Annotated in this window: 18 protein-coding genes; 9 read left to right on the top strand and 9 right to left on the bottom strand. The window is 37.0% G+C overall.

Annotated elements, in window-relative coordinates; genetic code table 11:
* Nucleotides 1-85: 85 nt before the first annotated feature.
* Entirely contained in the window at nucleotides 86-262 is a 177-nt protein-coding gene (locus tag AC6HZ4_RS14465; protein WP_497490278.1) for a hypothetical protein, read from the top strand.
* 74 nt (nucleotides 263-336) lie between these two features.
* Here the strand turns inward: AC6HZ4_RS14465 and AC6HZ4_RS14470 are convergent, their stop codons facing one another.
* Nucleotides 337-879, bottom strand: a complete 543-nt coding sequence (locus AC6HZ4_RS14470) for a site-specific integrase (RefSeq protein ID WP_497495718.1) — start codon at nucleotides 877-879, stop codon at nucleotides 337-339.
* A 523-nt stretch (nucleotides 880-1,402) separates the two neighbouring features.
* Between AC6HZ4_RS14470 and AC6HZ4_RS14475 the strand changes: the two genes are divergently transcribed.
* Nucleotides 1,403-3,997, top strand: coding sequence for a helicase-related protein (locus AC6HZ4_RS14475; protein WP_497490279.1), 2,595 nt, complete (start codon nucleotides 1,403-1,405; stop codon nucleotides 3,995-3,997).
* A gap of 87 nt (nucleotides 3,998-4,084) precedes the next feature.
* Nucleotides 4,085-4,345 carry a hypothetical protein gene (locus AC6HZ4_RS14480; RefSeq protein ID WP_497490280.1) on the top strand — a complete coding sequence of 87 codons (261 nt, stop codon included), beginning with the start codon at nucleotides 4,085-4,087 and terminating at the stop codon, nucleotides 4,343-4,345.
* A 40-nt stretch (nucleotides 4,346-4,385) separates the two neighbouring features.
* Here AC6HZ4_RS14480 and AC6HZ4_RS14485 read toward each other — a convergent pair whose 3' ends face one another.
* The 4 genes from AC6HZ4_RS14485 to AC6HZ4_RS14500 all read right to left on the bottom strand — a co-directional run bounded on the left by AC6HZ4_RS14485 (nucleotide 4,386) and on the right by AC6HZ4_RS14500 (nucleotide 6,655).
* Nucleotides 4,386-5,228: a DegV family protein gene (locus tag AC6HZ4_RS14485; protein WP_497490282.1), complete on the bottom strand. Its 843-nt coding sequence runs from the start codon at nucleotides 5,226-5,228 to the stop codon at nucleotides 4,386-4,388.
* Between the two features lie 204 nt (nucleotides 5,229-5,432).
* Entirely contained in the window at nucleotides 5,433-5,954 is a 522-nt protein-coding gene (locus AC6HZ4_RS14490) for a GNAT family N-acetyltransferase (protein ID WP_497490283.1), read from the bottom strand.
* Between the two features lie 50 nt (nucleotides 5,955-6,004).
* Nucleotides 6,005-6,196: a hypothetical protein gene (locus AC6HZ4_RS14495; protein WP_497490284.1), complete on the bottom strand. Its 192-nt coding sequence runs from the start codon at nucleotides 6,194-6,196 to the stop codon at nucleotides 6,005-6,007.
* Between the two features lie 195 nt (nucleotides 6,197-6,391).
* Entirely contained in the window at nucleotides 6,392-6,655 is a 264-nt protein-coding gene (locus tag AC6HZ4_RS14500; protein WP_497490285.1) for a hypothetical protein, read from the bottom strand.
* 237 nt (nucleotides 6,656-6,892) lie between these two features.
* On the opposite strand from AC6HZ4_RS14500, the gene AC6HZ4_RS14505 reads away from it, so the two are divergent.
* Together AC6HZ4_RS14505 and AC6HZ4_RS14510 are read left to right on the top strand one after the other, a co-directional pair.
* Nucleotides 6,893-7,744 (top strand): MBL fold metallo-hydrolase, encoded by an 852-nt coding sequence (locus AC6HZ4_RS14505; protein ID WP_497490286.1) that lies wholly within the window; start codon nucleotides 6,893-6,895, stop codon nucleotides 7,742-7,744.
* 123 nt (nucleotides 7,745-7,867) lie between these two features.
* Nucleotides 7,868-8,752 (top strand): hypothetical protein, encoded by an 885-nt coding sequence (locus AC6HZ4_RS14510; protein ID WP_497490287.1) that lies wholly within the window; start codon nucleotides 7,868-7,870, stop codon nucleotides 8,750-8,752.
* A gap of 41 nt (nucleotides 8,753-8,793) precedes the next feature.
* On the opposite strand, the gene AC6HZ4_RS14515 is transcribed toward AC6HZ4_RS14510, so the two are convergent.
* Nucleotides 8,794-9,639: an alpha/beta hydrolase gene (locus AC6HZ4_RS14515; protein ID WP_497490289.1), complete on the bottom strand. Its 846-nt coding sequence runs from the start codon at nucleotides 9,637-9,639 to the stop codon at nucleotides 8,794-8,796.
* 230 nt (nucleotides 9,640-9,869) lie between these two features.
* On the opposite strand from AC6HZ4_RS14515, the gene AC6HZ4_RS14520 reads away from it, so the two are divergent.
* Together AC6HZ4_RS14520 and AC6HZ4_RS14525 are read left to right on the top strand one after the other, a co-directional pair.
* Nucleotides 9,870-10,337, top strand: coding sequence for a hypothetical protein (locus AC6HZ4_RS14520; RefSeq protein WP_497490290.1), 468 nt, complete (start codon nucleotides 9,870-9,872; stop codon nucleotides 10,335-10,337).
* Nucleotides 10,338-10,412: 75 nt separating this feature from the next.
* A complete protein-coding gene (locus AC6HZ4_RS14525) occupies nucleotides 10,413-10,733 on the top strand; it encodes a hypothetical protein (protein ID WP_497490291.1) in 321 nt (106 codons plus the stop codon).
* 249 nt (nucleotides 10,734-10,982) lie between these two features.
* Here AC6HZ4_RS14525 and AC6HZ4_RS14530 read toward each other — a convergent pair whose 3' ends face one another.
* Both AC6HZ4_RS14530 and AC6HZ4_RS14535 read right to left on the bottom strand, forming a co-directional pair.
* The gene (locus AC6HZ4_RS14530) at nucleotides 10,983-11,252 is read right to left on the bottom strand and encodes an ArsR/SmtB family transcription factor (RefSeq protein WP_497495720.1); all 270 of its coding nucleotides are present in this window, start codon (nucleotides 11,250-11,252) and stop codon (nucleotides 10,983-10,985) included.
* A gap of 553 nt (nucleotides 11,253-11,805) precedes the next feature.
* A complete protein-coding gene (locus AC6HZ4_RS14535; protein WP_497490292.1) occupies nucleotides 11,806-12,333 on the bottom strand; it encodes a hypothetical protein in 528 nt (175 codons plus the stop codon).
* 395 nt (nucleotides 12,334-12,728) lie between these two features.
* On the opposite strand from AC6HZ4_RS14535, the gene AC6HZ4_RS14540 reads away from it, so the two are divergent.
* Both AC6HZ4_RS14540 and AC6HZ4_RS14545 read left to right on the top strand, forming a co-directional pair.
* Nucleotides 12,729-13,865: a glycosyltransferase family 4 protein gene (locus AC6HZ4_RS14540; RefSeq protein ID WP_497490293.1), complete on the top strand. Its 1,137-nt coding sequence runs from the start codon at nucleotides 12,729-12,731 to the stop codon at nucleotides 13,863-13,865.
* On the top strand, nucleotides 13,862-15,034 hold the full coding sequence (locus AC6HZ4_RS14545; RefSeq protein ID WP_497490294.1) for a glycosyltransferase family 4 protein: 1,173 nt from the start codon (nucleotides 13,862-13,864) through the stop codon (nucleotides 15,032-15,034). Before AC6HZ4_RS14540 ends, AC6HZ4_RS14545 begins: the two co-directional genes overlap by 4 nt.
* Here AC6HZ4_RS14545 and AC6HZ4_RS14550 read toward each other — a convergent pair.
* On the bottom strand, nucleotides 15,028-16,182 hold the full coding sequence (locus AC6HZ4_RS14550) for a glycosyltransferase family 4 protein (RefSeq protein ID WP_497490295.1): 1,155 nt from the start codon (nucleotides 16,180-16,182) through the stop codon (nucleotides 15,028-15,030). The two genes, AC6HZ4_RS14545 and AC6HZ4_RS14550, sit on opposite strands and share 7 nt — an antisense overlap.
* Nucleotides 16,183-16,189: the final 7 nt, after the last annotated feature.

A 16,189-nucleotide genomic window follows, 5' to 3' on the forward strand; every position in this document is an offset into this window, starting at 1 on the left:
AAAAAGAAATAGCGATTAATAAATAATCCTCCTCTCCCCTCCATAAACTACAAGTAACTTAATACGTGAAATAGGAGGGTGAAAAATGAAAAAGGATACTAATGATACACTTTATGAAGGAAGGGACAAGGTCTCGTTAGATGTAGATCGAATGATTAACGAAGGGCTTGCTGGCGGGAAGGTTCAAATGACAGAAAATCATAAGAATATCGAAGAGGCAAGAGACCTCCATCCAGAAGATAAACCGTATACAACGAAGTAAAAGCCCCTTGTTCTAAAGGGGCTTTTACTTCGTTGTTTTGCCTGCTACATCTCGCAGCAGCACTCCTTCAAGCGTTATAAACTAAAACTTTCCAAGCTTTTATCCATCATCTCTTGATTAATTCCTATGTACTTTAGTGTAATGCTCGGGTGCGAATGGTTTAAGATATTTTGCAGCAAAGCGATGTCCTGATACATTTGATAATGCCAATAGCCAAACGTTTTTCGGCAAGTGTGAGAGCCGATGTTCTCTAACCCCACACTCTCCGCTGCAGCTTTTAATATTTTATAAGCCTGTATGCGCTTGAGCGGTCCCTCTGTTTTTTTAGACGGGAACAAATACTCCCCATCCTCCATAAATGCCGTATATTCCTCAATCGTTTTACGTAATTCATAATTGATCAGAAATCGTTTTACCTTTTTTGTTTTCTCTTCTTTTAGCTCAATATGTGTTTTATGACGTACATCTCGTACTCGAAGCTTAAGTAAGTCAGAGATACGAAGTCCGGTATTAATACCCATAACAAACAGAAACCAATTTCGCTCTGACTGCTGCTTTAATACGCGCTTCATGCGTTCAATCATATATTTATCACGAATAGGTTCAACGACCTTCATGCCTTCGCTTATAATTGCCCGGAAATCAGACTTAATTTCTCGCCTCTTTGGGTCCTCTCTCTTACTTCTATCCAAATTTGCAATCCTCTGTTTAAGTTCCTGATTACCGTATTTTTCGGACAAATACATATACTCCCCGTCTGTTAAAGAAACAAATTCACCATACAATCTCTTCTCCAAGGTCAATTCTCCCCTTTCTTCTGTACATTTAAAAAAAGAAACATTGACTCAATATGTTTCTTTCCTTTTATTCCCTGTTTCATCTAAACCCATATATAATAAGCTTTCATATCATTTTCATAATGAAACAAAATATATCTTTTGTTTCATGTCTATATTTTACTTTTTTTATACCAGAAGCGGAAGAAAAAGCTGTGTACTTTCAGAAAATAGGACCCTACATATATGTAGATACTATGGTACAATTTAACAGGGTTTTATCTTCCCCTCTCCCTCTGCAATATTCTTCATGCAATAGACGTATTCATCGCATACTAAAAAAAACGTATGAAAGGAGATTTTCATGCATATCCATCATCGAACCGTTGAAAAGGTAAAGCAACTGTATCCGAACTGGGCTGAACAAGCTTTCAAACAAGTGCAGCACCATTTTACACAGGTATTACTAAGACAAATGGAAGGGGAAAATGAACTTTATACGACTGAACAATATGTTACTGCTAAAAAAGATAGTATAGAGAAAATTTGGAACGGAATTTGGAAGCATACAGCATTACAACGTTTTTCAAGAGAGGAACGATACGAAGCATTAGAACAGTTGTATGAGAAGAATGAAATTTCTACAAAGTCACAGCAACAGGACAAGTTCATTCAATTACTAAAGCAATTGCTGCATTGGGATATAGACGAGTGGATTTCTACTTTTGTACAGGAGGTAAATTGGGAGCAGCTTCGGGAGCAAGCAAGAAATGAGTATGAGCGCCAAAAGAAAAAATTCCGCTATCAGCAGATTCGGGAGGAACTGGCAGAAAATGCTGCAGGTCTATTAGAACAGCTGCAGCAAAACTTCTACGAACAGGCAAAGGAGTATATTGCACTCGCTTTTGTACGGGATATTAGCAAGCGCGTAAAACGTCTCCCTCCTTCGAATCGTTCATCCTACTATGCCCCTTTAAAAAAAGGAGACCCATTTTTTCTACAGGATTACCCGTTATTCGGAGAATTTCTAGAAGAATATACAGGCGAAGCAGCTAGCTGGCAATGGGGAGAGCTGCAACATGCTACCTACTATGACCGTTATGGAGATATGCTGGAATCTTTTCTTTATACAAGTCTTTCTCAAAGGATTTCTGATTCGTTAAATCCAGATATAAAAACAGAATACCAGGAGTTATATCTCTTTTATCATCATGTTAATGAATCAGAAGCTGCCGAATCTAAACTGTTTATGTTAGAGGATCTGCACGATATACATGTAAAAATTACTGAAATAGCAAGCGGGTTTATCGAAAGACTGGAACAAGAGAACACAGAGAACCTTATTCAGATTGCCCTTCATACAGAACGTGGACAAAAGTTATGGGAGGCTTATCAAAGAAAAGCAGCTGCGATTGAGAAAAGACGGAAACAGGAGCAGTTGCTGATGGAATCATTGTTTCACGATGAGTTTTCCTTCACAAAAACGGCTGAACAAACCTTGTATGTATTGCACGTAGGACCAACCAACTCAGGTAAAACATATCATGCACTGCAAAGGCTAAAGCGTGCAGAAACCGGTATCTATATGGCCCCTCTTCGTCTACTAGCATTAGAAGTGTATCAGACATTAAATGAAGACGGAGCACCTTGCCATTTGAAAACAGGTGAAGAAGAACGATACACAAACGGAGCAACTATTACATCATGCACAATTGAGGTTGCAAATTTAGAGCAGACATATGAAGTTGCAGTAATTGACGAAGCCCAAATGATTGCTGATCGCGAACGCGGCTTTTCATGGTATCGGTCTATTACGAAAACAAAAGCTGATGAAGTCCATATTATCCTTGCTCCGCATGCCTTAGATGTTCTGCTTCATCTCTTAGACGGAAAACAAGTAAAAATCCTTACATATTCTCAATCAGTACCACTTGTTACAGAGACAATACCATTTCAGCTAAAAAAAGCCCGGGCTGGAGATGCGCTGGTTGTATTTTCCCGCAGCCGCGTATTACAAACAGCCGCCGCGCTCGAACAACAAGGTCATCGGGTTAGTGTAATCTACGGGAGTATGCCGCCTGAAACGCGACAAGCACAAATGGCGGATTTCTTGTCTGGAAACACGGAGATCGTGGTAAGTACAGATGCGATTGGTATGGGATTAAATTTACCGATTCGACGCGTTGTCTTTCTTGAAACCACAAAATTTGATGGAACCATGCGGCGTAACCTAACATCGCAGGAGATTAAGCAAATTGGCGGCCGCGCTGGTCGAAAAGGAATGTACGACACTGGTTTTGTGGCGGCATCTGAAAACGTAGGATTAATTCGAAATGCTCTTACATCTAAGGACAAACCTATTGAATCCTTTACGATCAAGCCTACCGTAAGAATGTTAAAAGAGTATGCGGCTGTTTCTCATGATTTAACCAAGTTTTTTGAAATATGGGAGAATTATAAGCCGCCAACAGGAATGATGAAATCCGATTTAACACAGGAAAAAGAATTGTACGAAGAGGTAAAGAATACAGTCATTGTAGATCGACTTAGTCTCCCTGAGTTGTATCGTTATTTGTCCATGCCGTTCTCCCATTACGAAAAAGATTTGCGGAACCAATGGAAGCTTGTGCTTACTGCAATCGTAAATGATTTAGAAATACCGGAGCCGGATTTATCAGGAACAACCTTGGAGCACTTTGAACAAAATTACAAAAAAATAGGCCTGCATTTATTATTTTTATATTCTCTTGGAATGCGGAGAGATGCATATATTTGGGAGCGTCAAAGACAGACTGTATCACAACAAATCCAATCCTATTTAAAAACAAATCTTCGCTCGCACACGAAAACATGCAGCTCTTGTAAAAAACCAATGGCGTTGGATTATCCCTATGGCATGTGTCATGCATGCTATAAAAAGCGACGATTCCCCCAACCGAAGCATAATTATGGGATATAGTAGGAGGAATAATTATGAAATCCTTTCAGTTTTTTGACGATTAATGGCAGTCTTCTGTTAAAATGATAAGAAGAGGGGGCTGAGTTGATGGGAAAGCAAGATAAGGATCGAGAATCACTAATCGAAATAATGGATCGATATGATAAAATTATGCAGCGCGTTGCTGTTCATCGCGCCAAGCCAGTGCAACGCCTCGAGCTTACAATCGAGGGAACCGTGTATACACATTTAACTGAAGAAGAATTTTTAAACGAATTTACACAATGGCTTGAGAAGGAGCAGCATATATCAAAGTTTATTGGAACTGTGAAAGAAAAAGTGAAGACGGGCAGCGGAAACCTCCCATAAAAAGAGAGAGGATCCTCTCTCTTTTTTCGTTATGCTCTATTCAAAAAAATACGGCCAATGTTCCTGGTCCGGCGTGAGCTCCTATGGCAGCACCGATTATATTGGTAACAAAGACCTTACAGCCAAATGTTTCAGCAATCATTTCTTGTAATGCAGCTGCACCTTCTTTATCATCACCATGGCTAATGCCGATGATCTGGTTATCCCAACTTGTTCCTCGCTCTCTCATTATTTCTAACATACGATGAAGAACTTTTTTTCGTCCCCGTATCTTCTCAATTGGGGTTAGCTTTCCCTCTTCCATATGAAGAATAGGTTTAATATTCAGCATTCCGCCAATAAAGCCCGCCACACGGCTTACCCGCCCGCCGCGAACAAGGTAATCTAGATCCCCTACCGTGAAAATATGCTCCATATGCGTACGTGAAAAATGGATCTTCTTTACGATATCTTCTTTGGCGGCTCCGTTACGAGCCATTTCAGCTGCTTGTAAGACAATCAATCCTTGTCCAAGGGAAGCGCATTTTGTATCAATAATTTCTAAATCAAAATCAGAGTATTTTTCTCGTAATTCTTCCTTTACTAACAGCGATGTTTGATATGTACCGGATAATTCTGAAGAAAACGCTATATATATACAAGGAACCTTTTGGCTAGCGCAGCCAGCAAAGACGTCATATATTGATTCATAAGAAGGTAAAGATGTTTTATATATAGTTCCCTCTCTCATGTTCTGAAATAATGTGCTAGGAGCTAATGTCACACCGTCCAAATACTCTGTATTATGATTGTAAACACGAAGAGGAATAAAACCAATATCATATTTGTCTATTAATTCTTTTGGCAGGTCTGAAGCACTATCTGTAATAATTCGGATTTTCATTTTAAATCCCACCCTTGTTTTATATAAAAATTTCTAGATAGACTGGACCAGTAAAAGACTGATTACAATACCTATGTTCTATAAACATCCCCTTCTTTTTAAAATAGATGAAAGCGCACTTCTTTTCACAGCTGCTCCGCTGCCGTATCAACAAGACTAATGTACACTAAAGGCTTGTTTTACTCCTTAAAACAAAAAAGGGCCTTAAACAAAAGTGTTTAAAAATTCCCTTTCGTTATCCTCGTGTAGAATTCCTTCAAGATTCTGTATACTAAAAAATAGATCAACATACTTTGATGATTCACGTTTCCAGATCGTAAAATCATACTTAATATAAAAACTAACAGCATTTTTTAAGGCTTGTACAGTAATTAAATTACACCCAGTAATCAATGATATCTTGTAACAATGCTCAAAAACAGACATTAAAATCTGTTCGCCATAGGCTCTCTTTCGATATCGGCTATCGACACCTAAATAATGCAAACGAATTGCCGGAAAATAGCTTTCTCCAGCAGGAGAAGTTATATTTTCTTTTTTTCTTTTAGATTTCCCTACAAGGACATGGTCATTGAATATAGAAAAATACCCGATTAGATTATGATCTTCATCAAAAAATAATCGGGTTCGCGCCATGTTGCTAAGATGATAAATCATAGCCTTCTCCTTTAGAAACTCTTCAACATCCGGTTCATCTTCACATACAAAATTTTGAATTGCCTCCATGTGCTCTTCTCGTAGAGATTCGATTTTTAAAAGTGAACTCATTTACTAACCTAGCCTCTTTTTTTCTTCTCAATATATGCAGCAAATTTATTTCTTACATTTTGAGTCGCTTGTGTTTTTTCTCGGCCGCTAGCCCAATTCACAAACTTTTGCAGCTCTATGTGATTTTCAAATTCAATATTAATAGGTTGAATTGGTTTTACTTCAGCTTTCATAATCTCTTCCCCCTCAAAATCAGCCATATGCCACACCACCTTATATTTTTAAATGCACTATATGTTATCTTATGCATCTCTTGGTGTTATTTAGCATGACCAATATGTATCTTGATTATATCTTTGGGCAAACTATTTTTCAATGACTTACCCGCTAGTTTTCTAGCCGGACTATATTCGTTTATGCCTTTCCTCATAATAACTATAATAATTTACCTTTTATTAGTGGTACATGGACTGAATTTTTTCAAGGTCGCTTACCAAAAGGTTTACTTCCTCTTGACTCAAACGTACAGGCATCTGATCATATAAAGTGATGATTTGGCCATCTATGTCATTTTGGTGCTTCTTTAAAAAATCGCAAAGTATTTTTATCTGACTTTCCTTGATAGTAGATTCTACCGTGAAATGTTTTACTTCCTGTAAAGAAAATTCATTTAGGACTTCATCAAACTCTCCGGAAATAATGTTCCCCTTTAGCAACATATGATCACTCCTAAAGCCATAAAGTTAGTTTCTGTTAGTTTATCCTAAAATGACAGATACACCTGATGTAATTAGTTGCTAATCCGTAGACCGCTTTAAAAAACCTCTGAAAACCTTGATATAATAAGCTTTTTTAGAGGCTCTTTTTTCGTTTCAATCATATAAGTATTATGACACACATAGATACAAACAATAAATAACAAGAACTACAACTTACATAAGAAAGGGTATTAGAGAATGAATCCTACACATGAGAATATGTTTGCAGGTGATTTTATTCCACCGATGACGACTATAACAAGTGGAGTTGGTCTGGAGGTTCTACCTGATTTATTTTGTTTACCTATAAAAATTGTAAATGTATGCTTCATTGGGAATCCAAAGGAAACAAATGAATTTGTTCTAGTAGATGCCGGAATGCCCAAATGTGCCGATGTTATCATGGACACTGCAAAAGAGCGATTCGGACAAAATTGTAAAGCAAAAGCTATCGTCCTTACACATGGTCATTTTGATCATGTTGGTTCACTTATAGAATTATCTGAAGCTTGGAATGCTCCTATTTATGCGCACAGGTTAGAATTACCGTATGTAACCGGGAAAGAAAATTATCCTCCTGCTGATCCAACTGTAGATGAAGGTTTAATCGCTAAAATATCACCGATGTTTCCGAACCATGGGATTGATGTTGGAAGCCGTGTTCAATCACTTCCAGCTGACGGTACTATACGGGAGATGCCTGATTGGCGTTGGATTCATACAGGCGGACATACACCAGGACATGTGTCTCTATTTCGTGACAAGGATCGAGCGCTTATTGCAGGAGATGCATTTGTAACTGTTAAACAAGAATCCTTGTACAAGGTTATCACCCAAAAGCAAGAAGTCAGCGGCCCTCCAAAGTACTTCACAACGGATTGGGAAGCCGCCCGAGAGTCGGTATGGCATCTTGCGGCTTTAAAACCCGCTGTAGCTATTACAGGGCACGGGCTCCCTTTAATGGGGAAAGAGTTATTACATGAATTGCATCAACTTGCGGAACACTTTGATGAAATTGCGTTGCCAGAGAAAGGACGTTATCTACACTGAAGGAGAGCCGCAAAGCTCTCTTTCAATGTATACAAAACATTAAAGATTTTTATAGACACAATAAAGGTGTCTGCTTATAGTATTAAGAAGTATACTTAGATTAAATAAAATGAGGGAGTTAGTATGGGGAAAATCGGATATCTTATGGTTATGATAGTATGGACCGCTTCCCAGCTAACAATGACAAACAAACCATTAGCATCCGCTCCGATAAAGGCAACATGGATTTGGGATGCAACTACTCTTTGCGTGCCGAAGGAATTCTTTTTGTTTGCCTCACAGAAAAGAATAAAGGAAGTCTATGTACAAATTGACACAAATCTAACAGCTAAATGCTATAGTGCATTTATTCAACAAGCACACCAAGACGGTATTCGTGTATTTGCTCTTGATGGAAATCCCAAATGGGGATTAAAAGCTAATGTTTCGCAGCCATTGCAGTTTGTAAAATGGGTCGCCAGCCATAATCAAACTGCACCTCGGTATAAGTTTGACGGCTTGCAGGTTGATATAGAACCATACATGCTTCCACAATGGAACACTAATAGGAATACAGTAGTAAAGGAATGGATTGAGGTATCTAATACAATCGTTACCGAGGCCAAAAAAAATGGACTTCTTGTGAGTGCGGTCATCCCCTTCTGGCTTGATACACTTCCGTTACAACATCCAATTACATATCCATTTGCTAAAACGTTAAGTGAATGGATGATACATCGTTTTGATCACATTGTTGTAATGGCATATCGCAACAAAGCGGACGGTCATGACGGGATAATTTCAGTTGCAAAATCTGAAATTAAACTGGCTAATGCAAATAAAACTCCAGTTATTCTTGCGGTGGAAACGATGCAATCGAAGGAAGGCGAAAAGGTGACCTTCTATGGCAAAAGTGAGCAAGCTATGAATGTAGAGTTAGATAAAGTAAATCAATACTTTAAAAAATACATCTACTTTAAAGGGAACGGAATCCATTATTATGAGTCATATAAAGCATTACGACCTTAAATAAAAGAGATGCTTTGATTAGCATCTCTTTTGCCATTTACTTATTTATTATGTTCATTTAAAAAGGTAAGCACAGCATTAGTTATCTCCCTTGCTTCAGTTCCTGCAGAAGAAACTCCAATCAGCTTTGTTACATCACTATGAGAAATACTCCTATATCCATAGAACGATGCTTCATTTTGGTTCTGCTTTAGAATGTCAATAAATCGAAGAGTCGAGGTGTTTTGCTCACGTGTGACAAAAAAAGCGGGCGGGAGCTGTTGGTGTCCTGCGTATGTGACTGGGGAGGCAATAGCCCATTCTTCTTTGTTCTCTCCAAATACTTTTTTGTAGGATGGGAGTCTTTGTATGAAGGATTCGAGATCAACAGGCCCATCTAAATCTACAAGCGAGCGAATAACATCTGCTGGTAAGCCGCTTGCTTGTAAATACTTAGGATTCATACCGATAAGCATAATAAGATGACCTCCGGCGGAATGCCCCATTAAGTTAATCCGTTCTTGATCTAGATTATATTTATGAGCATTTTTGTATACCCAACGAAGGGATGCTGCAACATCCAGAGCCATCTCTTCGTATGATGCTTGCGGATGCAGACGATAGTTCACAGATATGAACGCATAACCATTTTGAGCGAAAAATGTAGGTTTAGCCGATACATTGCCTTTATCGCCTCTTGACCATCCGCCTCCGTGCACGTAGAGGATTACCGGTATATTTGTTCCTTTAGGAGTATACAGATCTAGAGCTTGTCCATTTCCTCCATATGTAATATTAGATATTGTCTTATATTGCCCTCTATCGATCGGGAGAAAATAATACCAAGTGAAAGCTATAAGTAAAAGCAAAGCGGTCAGTACATATACTCTTTTTCTTTTTAGTCTCAACCTTAACTTCTCCTCTCGAAAAAGAATAGAACAGATAATTCGCTTTTTCTATCCTATATTCTAACCTTTTAATGGCAAAAACCAAAGGAGAAAGCCTTGAGACAGAAAACAAGCTGCTTTCCTGCTAAGAAAGTGGTTTTATCGTATTTCATTTTCTTATGCGTTCTAATTACAGTTCAAAAAGTACATACTATATATAAAGATAGAAGAATGTAAAAGTGGGGATTTTTTTGAATAGACATGCAAAGTTAGAAGCGATTATTTGGAGTGTTGCTTTCCCGGGATTTGGTCAATTCCTGAACAGCCAACCGTTCAAAGGAGTTGTATTTCTATTGCTGGAATTTTTAATTAATTCCCAAAGTCAGTTTAACAGAGCAATTCAATATAGCTTTCTTGGTGAAATTGATGCAGCACTAAAAGTTACAGATTTTCAATGGCTTATGTTCTATCCCTGTGTATATTTTTTTTCGATGTATGATGCATATAAGAATGCAGCGGGTGAGACTCCTCTCTACTCTTTTTTACCGTTTGGGTTTGCTGCTTATACTGTGACAACTGGAATCATGCTTTCACCACATGCACATCTATTCGATCATCAGCTAGGACCAGTATGGTTTCCAATGATTTGTACACTTCCAGGGTTAATGGTTGGATTTATCCTTCAAAAGGTACTAATAGCTGTACGGTATGGATTATAAGTACTCCTTCTTGGCGTATGTATACTAAAGAATGTATAATAAATGCTTGACTAATAAAATAAAGGAGAAATAAGAATGGCAACATTACGTGTATATCAGCCAAAAGAAGAATACATATCAGAAGTAAAACGATTTATTGATGTAGAAGAACAAAATCCTAATAAGGAACTGTTAAATACATACTATACTTGTGTATTTGAGACAGATGAAATGAATTTACCTGGTGCATTCGATGATGAGGATATTTTACTTTCTTCTGTAGAAGCAATGGTGAATGTTTCAAGCAAGAAATTGCGAGCATTAGGAGCATACGATGTAATTGACATATCACAAAAAGAAAGACGAAAACAAATTTTACTTTTAGAAGATGATGAGTATGAAGTAATAGAGGAGTAACTGTCTGTTACTCCTAGTGCAAATGGCCTTCAAAACAAAGAAATAATGCCCCAAAAACGATATTGTTTTGGGGGCATCCTTTATTCTTAACTTAATGGCATGCATAACAACAATCATGATTTGATATTCTATAAATGAGTTTCTTCATTAATATAAAATATTTTCCAATCACTACAAATACAAAAAAACCGGAGCATCTCACGTCCGGTTCTTCTCTAAATCCAGTTTTTGTTAGCAATCCCTACAATGTTATGCCGCCATTGCTTGAAGGATAGCTTTAACACGCTTATCTTTCACTTCATAAAAAATCTCTAAGCCTTTTCGTGTTCCCGCAATGACCTTAGCTGTTCTCATCTTTGCTAAGTGTTGACTGATGGTGCTTTGCGGCATTTCAAACTCCTCATACAGTGTAGTTACATTTGTAGGACCTTGATTTAACATAAATTCCACTAATCCAAGTCGTACTGGGTGAGCCAGTACCTTGAGTAACTCAGCATCCTCAACATGTAAATCCATCATTGCGACTTTTTCTGTATTCAATGTACTCGCTCCTTTTTATCTTATTATTAATAACTATGCATAAATATTATACTACAATAAAATAATGTTGCCTGTTAAATTTATATTACGATGAAACAAAGCTGCAATAATATACATATTGATATATTTTTGTACAAACTCATCTTTAGATATCATTGTCGGCAACTATTTCCTTCTCGTCGATCTTATATAATGACGAAGGATTCAACAAAAAAAGCAGCTTTTTAGCTGCTTCAAGATTACTGATTTCTTTTCCTTTCTTACACTCAATTATGCGCTAAATTAGCATTTTTATCTTAAGAGAAAACCAATGATTTTTATAAATGATTCAACTTTATTTCCAAGACGTATCATAGCTTCTACAGCCATTATCTTATGTTGTTTCCATTCTTGCTAGATGGATAGAAACGTGTCATTCATCTCGGTTTTTTCGACCAAATTTTATTCCGTTTCCTTTTTAGAGGTTATTTGCGCCTCGTCGTTCAATTGCTGACTTTAGACCGTCCCTATTTGGGGCGCGTGGCAATACCTCTCATACGACGGGGACGAAATCTTTAAAGCGGAAGAATAACGTAGCATCCGCCTGTTCAAGACCTGGCTCCTCAAAATTAAACACACTGCCACCAGTGACAGATATTTCTGCAAGTCCGGAAAGTACTTGATTCGTACGAGAACAGACATTGAAATCCCCATATGCTGTTACACGATAAACGCTATTCCTTTCATCTACCCCTGTTCCAAATTCCCCAGGAATATTTCTTTCTATTCTTGTACAGGTGTGTGGCTCTAATCGAAACGTACTAAAATCACCTTCTATTTCTTTGATATTCCTATATACATTTAAGGGACCACTAGCGCTTTTTCTAGGCGCTAGACATACACCTAATTTGACTTTTACTTTTAGTTCTTTGTTAGTCGGGTTTTTTAGAATAATAATCACTCTGTCATTGTCCCGACCCCCTTGCAGTTCCGAATCGACTTCCAACGGAATAAGAAACGGACCAGTTGTGATCATTACCTTGTTATGTTTATCGTAATCATCATGGAACTTATCACTCATTTGACACACTCCTTTAGCTCCATCATTTATTTCTCTTTCTTTACATTTCAACATATTAGATGCAATCGTGTTCTATTACAAAAAAGTTCCAGTTCGATGTTTTTTTAACTATAGAGTCAAGTTAGACGGAATAAGAAACGGACCAGTTATAATCATTACCTTGTTATGTTTATCGCGATCATCATGGAACTTATCACTCATTTGACACACTCCTTTAGCTCCATCATTTATTTCTCTTTCTTTACATTTCAACATATTAGATGCAATCGTGTTCTATTACAAAAAGTTCCAGTTCGATGTTTTTTTAACTATAGAGTCAAGTTAGTTGGAATATAATCCTATTGGATATCTTTTTTACGAATGGGCTAGAAGATCGTGAACTGAGGAGGAGATATATGAGAATCGGGGTAAATCTGTTAAATCTTTCACAGGACAGATTTGGCGGAGTTGAACAATACGTAAAAAATTTAATTTGGCATTTAGTCAATAACGAAGAGACATTACAGCTATTTCTATTTCTCACAAGACCACACAGGGATATATTTCCTGATTTTCAAACACGTATTAAAAAGGTTATGATAAAGGAACATAAAATTAAACAATCTTTATATAAAAATATAGATGATTATCGATTAGACCTATGGTTTTCGCCTTTACACAGGTCATATATTCCAAATATTCCGATTCCAACTGTAGTAACGATTCATGATGTTCTACACGCAAGTTATCCCCATTTTGTACCTGGGGAATTAGAAGGAAACAATCAATATTATCAACATTTTTCCCCTTCCTTCGATGCAGTCCTCACCGTTTCCGAGTTTTCTAAAAAAGCAATTACAAAGCACCTTCACATCCCAGAAGTAAAAATTCACGCCATTTATCTTGACGTACCAATGGTATTTTATAATTTTCCTGACGAGGATCTCAAAGTAAAAATCAAAAACAAATATAATTTACAGGATGCATATGCTATCTATCCAGCCAGCTATAATCCGCATAAAAATCATCTCAATCTTCTTAAAGCTATTGTTTTGCTACGAGACAACTATAAAACGCAAGTTCCCCTTGTTCTTACAGGCTTTACACATAAAGAGAATATGATTTATCAGTCTGTTTTAAATTTTATTAAAGATTACGCTTTAGAAAATCAAGTGAATATATTGGGATATATCCCTTCAGAAGAAATGCCATATCTTTATTTCAATTCCTCCTTTATGGTGTTTCCTTCTTTATATGAGGGATTCGGCATCCCTTTAGTGGAAGCGATGAAAGCAAAGTGTCCGATTGTTTGCTCAAATAGGGGAAGCATACCTGAGATTGTGGCGGACGCTGCTTTGCAGTTTAACCCTGACGACCCTGAAGACATAGCTTCAAAAATGTTAAAACTAATGGATTTTAAGACAAGGAAAGTTCTAATTAAAAAAGGAAAAGAGCAGGCGAAAATTTTCTCATGGGAAAAATGCGCTCAAGAAACCCTGCATGTTTTCCGCAGCGTTGTTACAAATGGTTCTCCTAGGAGAGAAGGAAGATGAAGAAAATTCTTGTTCTTAATCATTTTCCGATTGTTTATCCTCCAACAAGCGGAGGTACTTTAAGGTATTTCCATATCTATCATAAACTCAGCCAATATTATGATATTACACTCTTATCCCAAACTTATAAGCACAAAGGAGGGCTTTTTAATTATTCATCCACATTTAGGGAATATAAAGTCAAAAAAGATCCTTTGTACAAACAGATCATTCAAGATCTGCAAAATAATGAATTAACTTATGAGTTTGCATTAATTATAAATATCGAACTTTCCAAACATCCTACACTATATAAAAAACATTTTGATACTCTATATCAGACAAGTGATCTCATTATTCATGAATCTCCCTTTTTACTTGGATATGATCAGTTTTTTGGTTTGGATCATAAACCAAGGATATATAACAGCCATAACCACGAATACATGCTAGCAGATCAAATTTGGAAGAGCCAAAAGGCTAGAAATTATCTTCCCGTCATTTATGAACTTGAGAAGAAATTAGTTAAATACGCGGATTTGGTTTTTTCAACATCTGAAATTGAAAGAGATCATTTTATTTCCATGTACAACAAGAGCCCAAATAAAGTGAAGTTAGCTCCAAATGGCATACAACCTGATGAGTGGCTTCCACATAAAAAAGAATCCAATGTAAAGCCAATAGCTTTTTTCATTGGAGCGGAATACCCTCCGAACATTGAATCAGTTCAATATATCATTCATCATCTTGCGGATAGATGTCCAGAAGTAGAATTCGTTATAGCAGGCGGATGCTGTAATCCTTATTTAAAGTTTAATAAATCAAATGTTAAATTATTAGGAAGAGTTCATAACAAAACTAAATTAAAACTATTAGCAGATGCAGATGTGGCGATAAATCCGATGTTTACAGGTGCAGGTGTAAACCTGAAAACTCTGGAATTTTTGTCGGCGGGAATACCTTTGTTCTCGACTCAGTGTGGTATAAGAGGGTTAAATCTTATTGATAAAAAACACTACATCCATGCTGAAAAAGAAAATTTCTCTGATAAAATCAATCAATATTGCCGTGATATAAAATTATTAAAGGAAATTTCTTTAAACGGACAAAAATATATTAATAAACATTATTCATGGAGTAACATAGCTAAAAGTATGCATACTGAAATTGAACAAATCATAGATCAATAACCCATTATTCTCTCAACAGCTTGTTTCAATAATAAACCAGACCGATCCCAAGTCATTTTGAGCATATCCTTTCTACCTCGTTCTCCTTTCTGTTTGCAGAGAACCGGGTTATTATAGGCATACCTCATTTGTTTTTTTAGATGATTCAGATCCACTTCAGCCCAGAGTTGTCCTGCATCTTCAAACAAGTCTCGGTAAATGGTCGAAATTGCATTTTCACTATCCATGCTTTTCACTGGGTTACTAAGCTCATAATTGATTAGAAATGAGTTTTGTGCATTTAAATAATCCATCTGTCCACCCCATCCTGTTGCGATTACAGGTGTACCGCTAGATAATGCTTCTATCATTGGCAGCCCTACTCCCTCTCCTCTTGTGGGAAGAACAAATGCATTTCCTAATGTATAGATCCCTTTTAATTGCTCTTCATTGCATATACCAGTAATAACAATAAATGGGGCTGTATGATTACCAAAGCCAAGTCTTTTTTTATATGTCATTATCGCATTTTTTATTTTTTTACGTGAGTTACCATAAGTTTTGATCACCAACAGTACATTATCATTAGCAGTGAACTCTTCCCAGTAAGCCCGTAATAATGCTTCAGGATTTTTTCGATGCTGAAAATCAAAAACGGATACAAATACAAATTTCCCTTTAGCTTCGCTAAAAATGAGTTTCGAATTATTGGGATGAAACGTATTTGTATCCGCTCCATGAGGTGCCAAGAAAATTGGAACATGAACACCGCTGTTGAGCATCGCTTCAATATTTTGAGTGCTCGGAACGCAAACCGCATCAAATTTGTTGATGATTGGGAGCCAATAATCGGGTATTTTTGTGGTTTCCCAAGCTGTATTTAAAATGCTTCGATCAAATTTTTCTATTTCTTTTACGTCAATATTTCCTGGAGGAGAGTGATAGATTAATATCTTTTGTTTATTCTTTGAATAAGATTTTTCAATTAATTGATTTAATCTTTCCTCTTTTGCCTTTTCATGAATTGTAAAAGGAAATCCCCATGTATATGTTTCAATTTTGACATCAACGCCTTGCCGCTTTAAGGCCAATGCATATTCTCTGCTTGCTATCCCGTATCCTGTTGCATCCTTTACGGGACCTCTCCATACAACTTGATAGTCTTCCATAGTTTCC

This window comes from Ectobacillus sp. OTK (assembly GCF_059698935.1).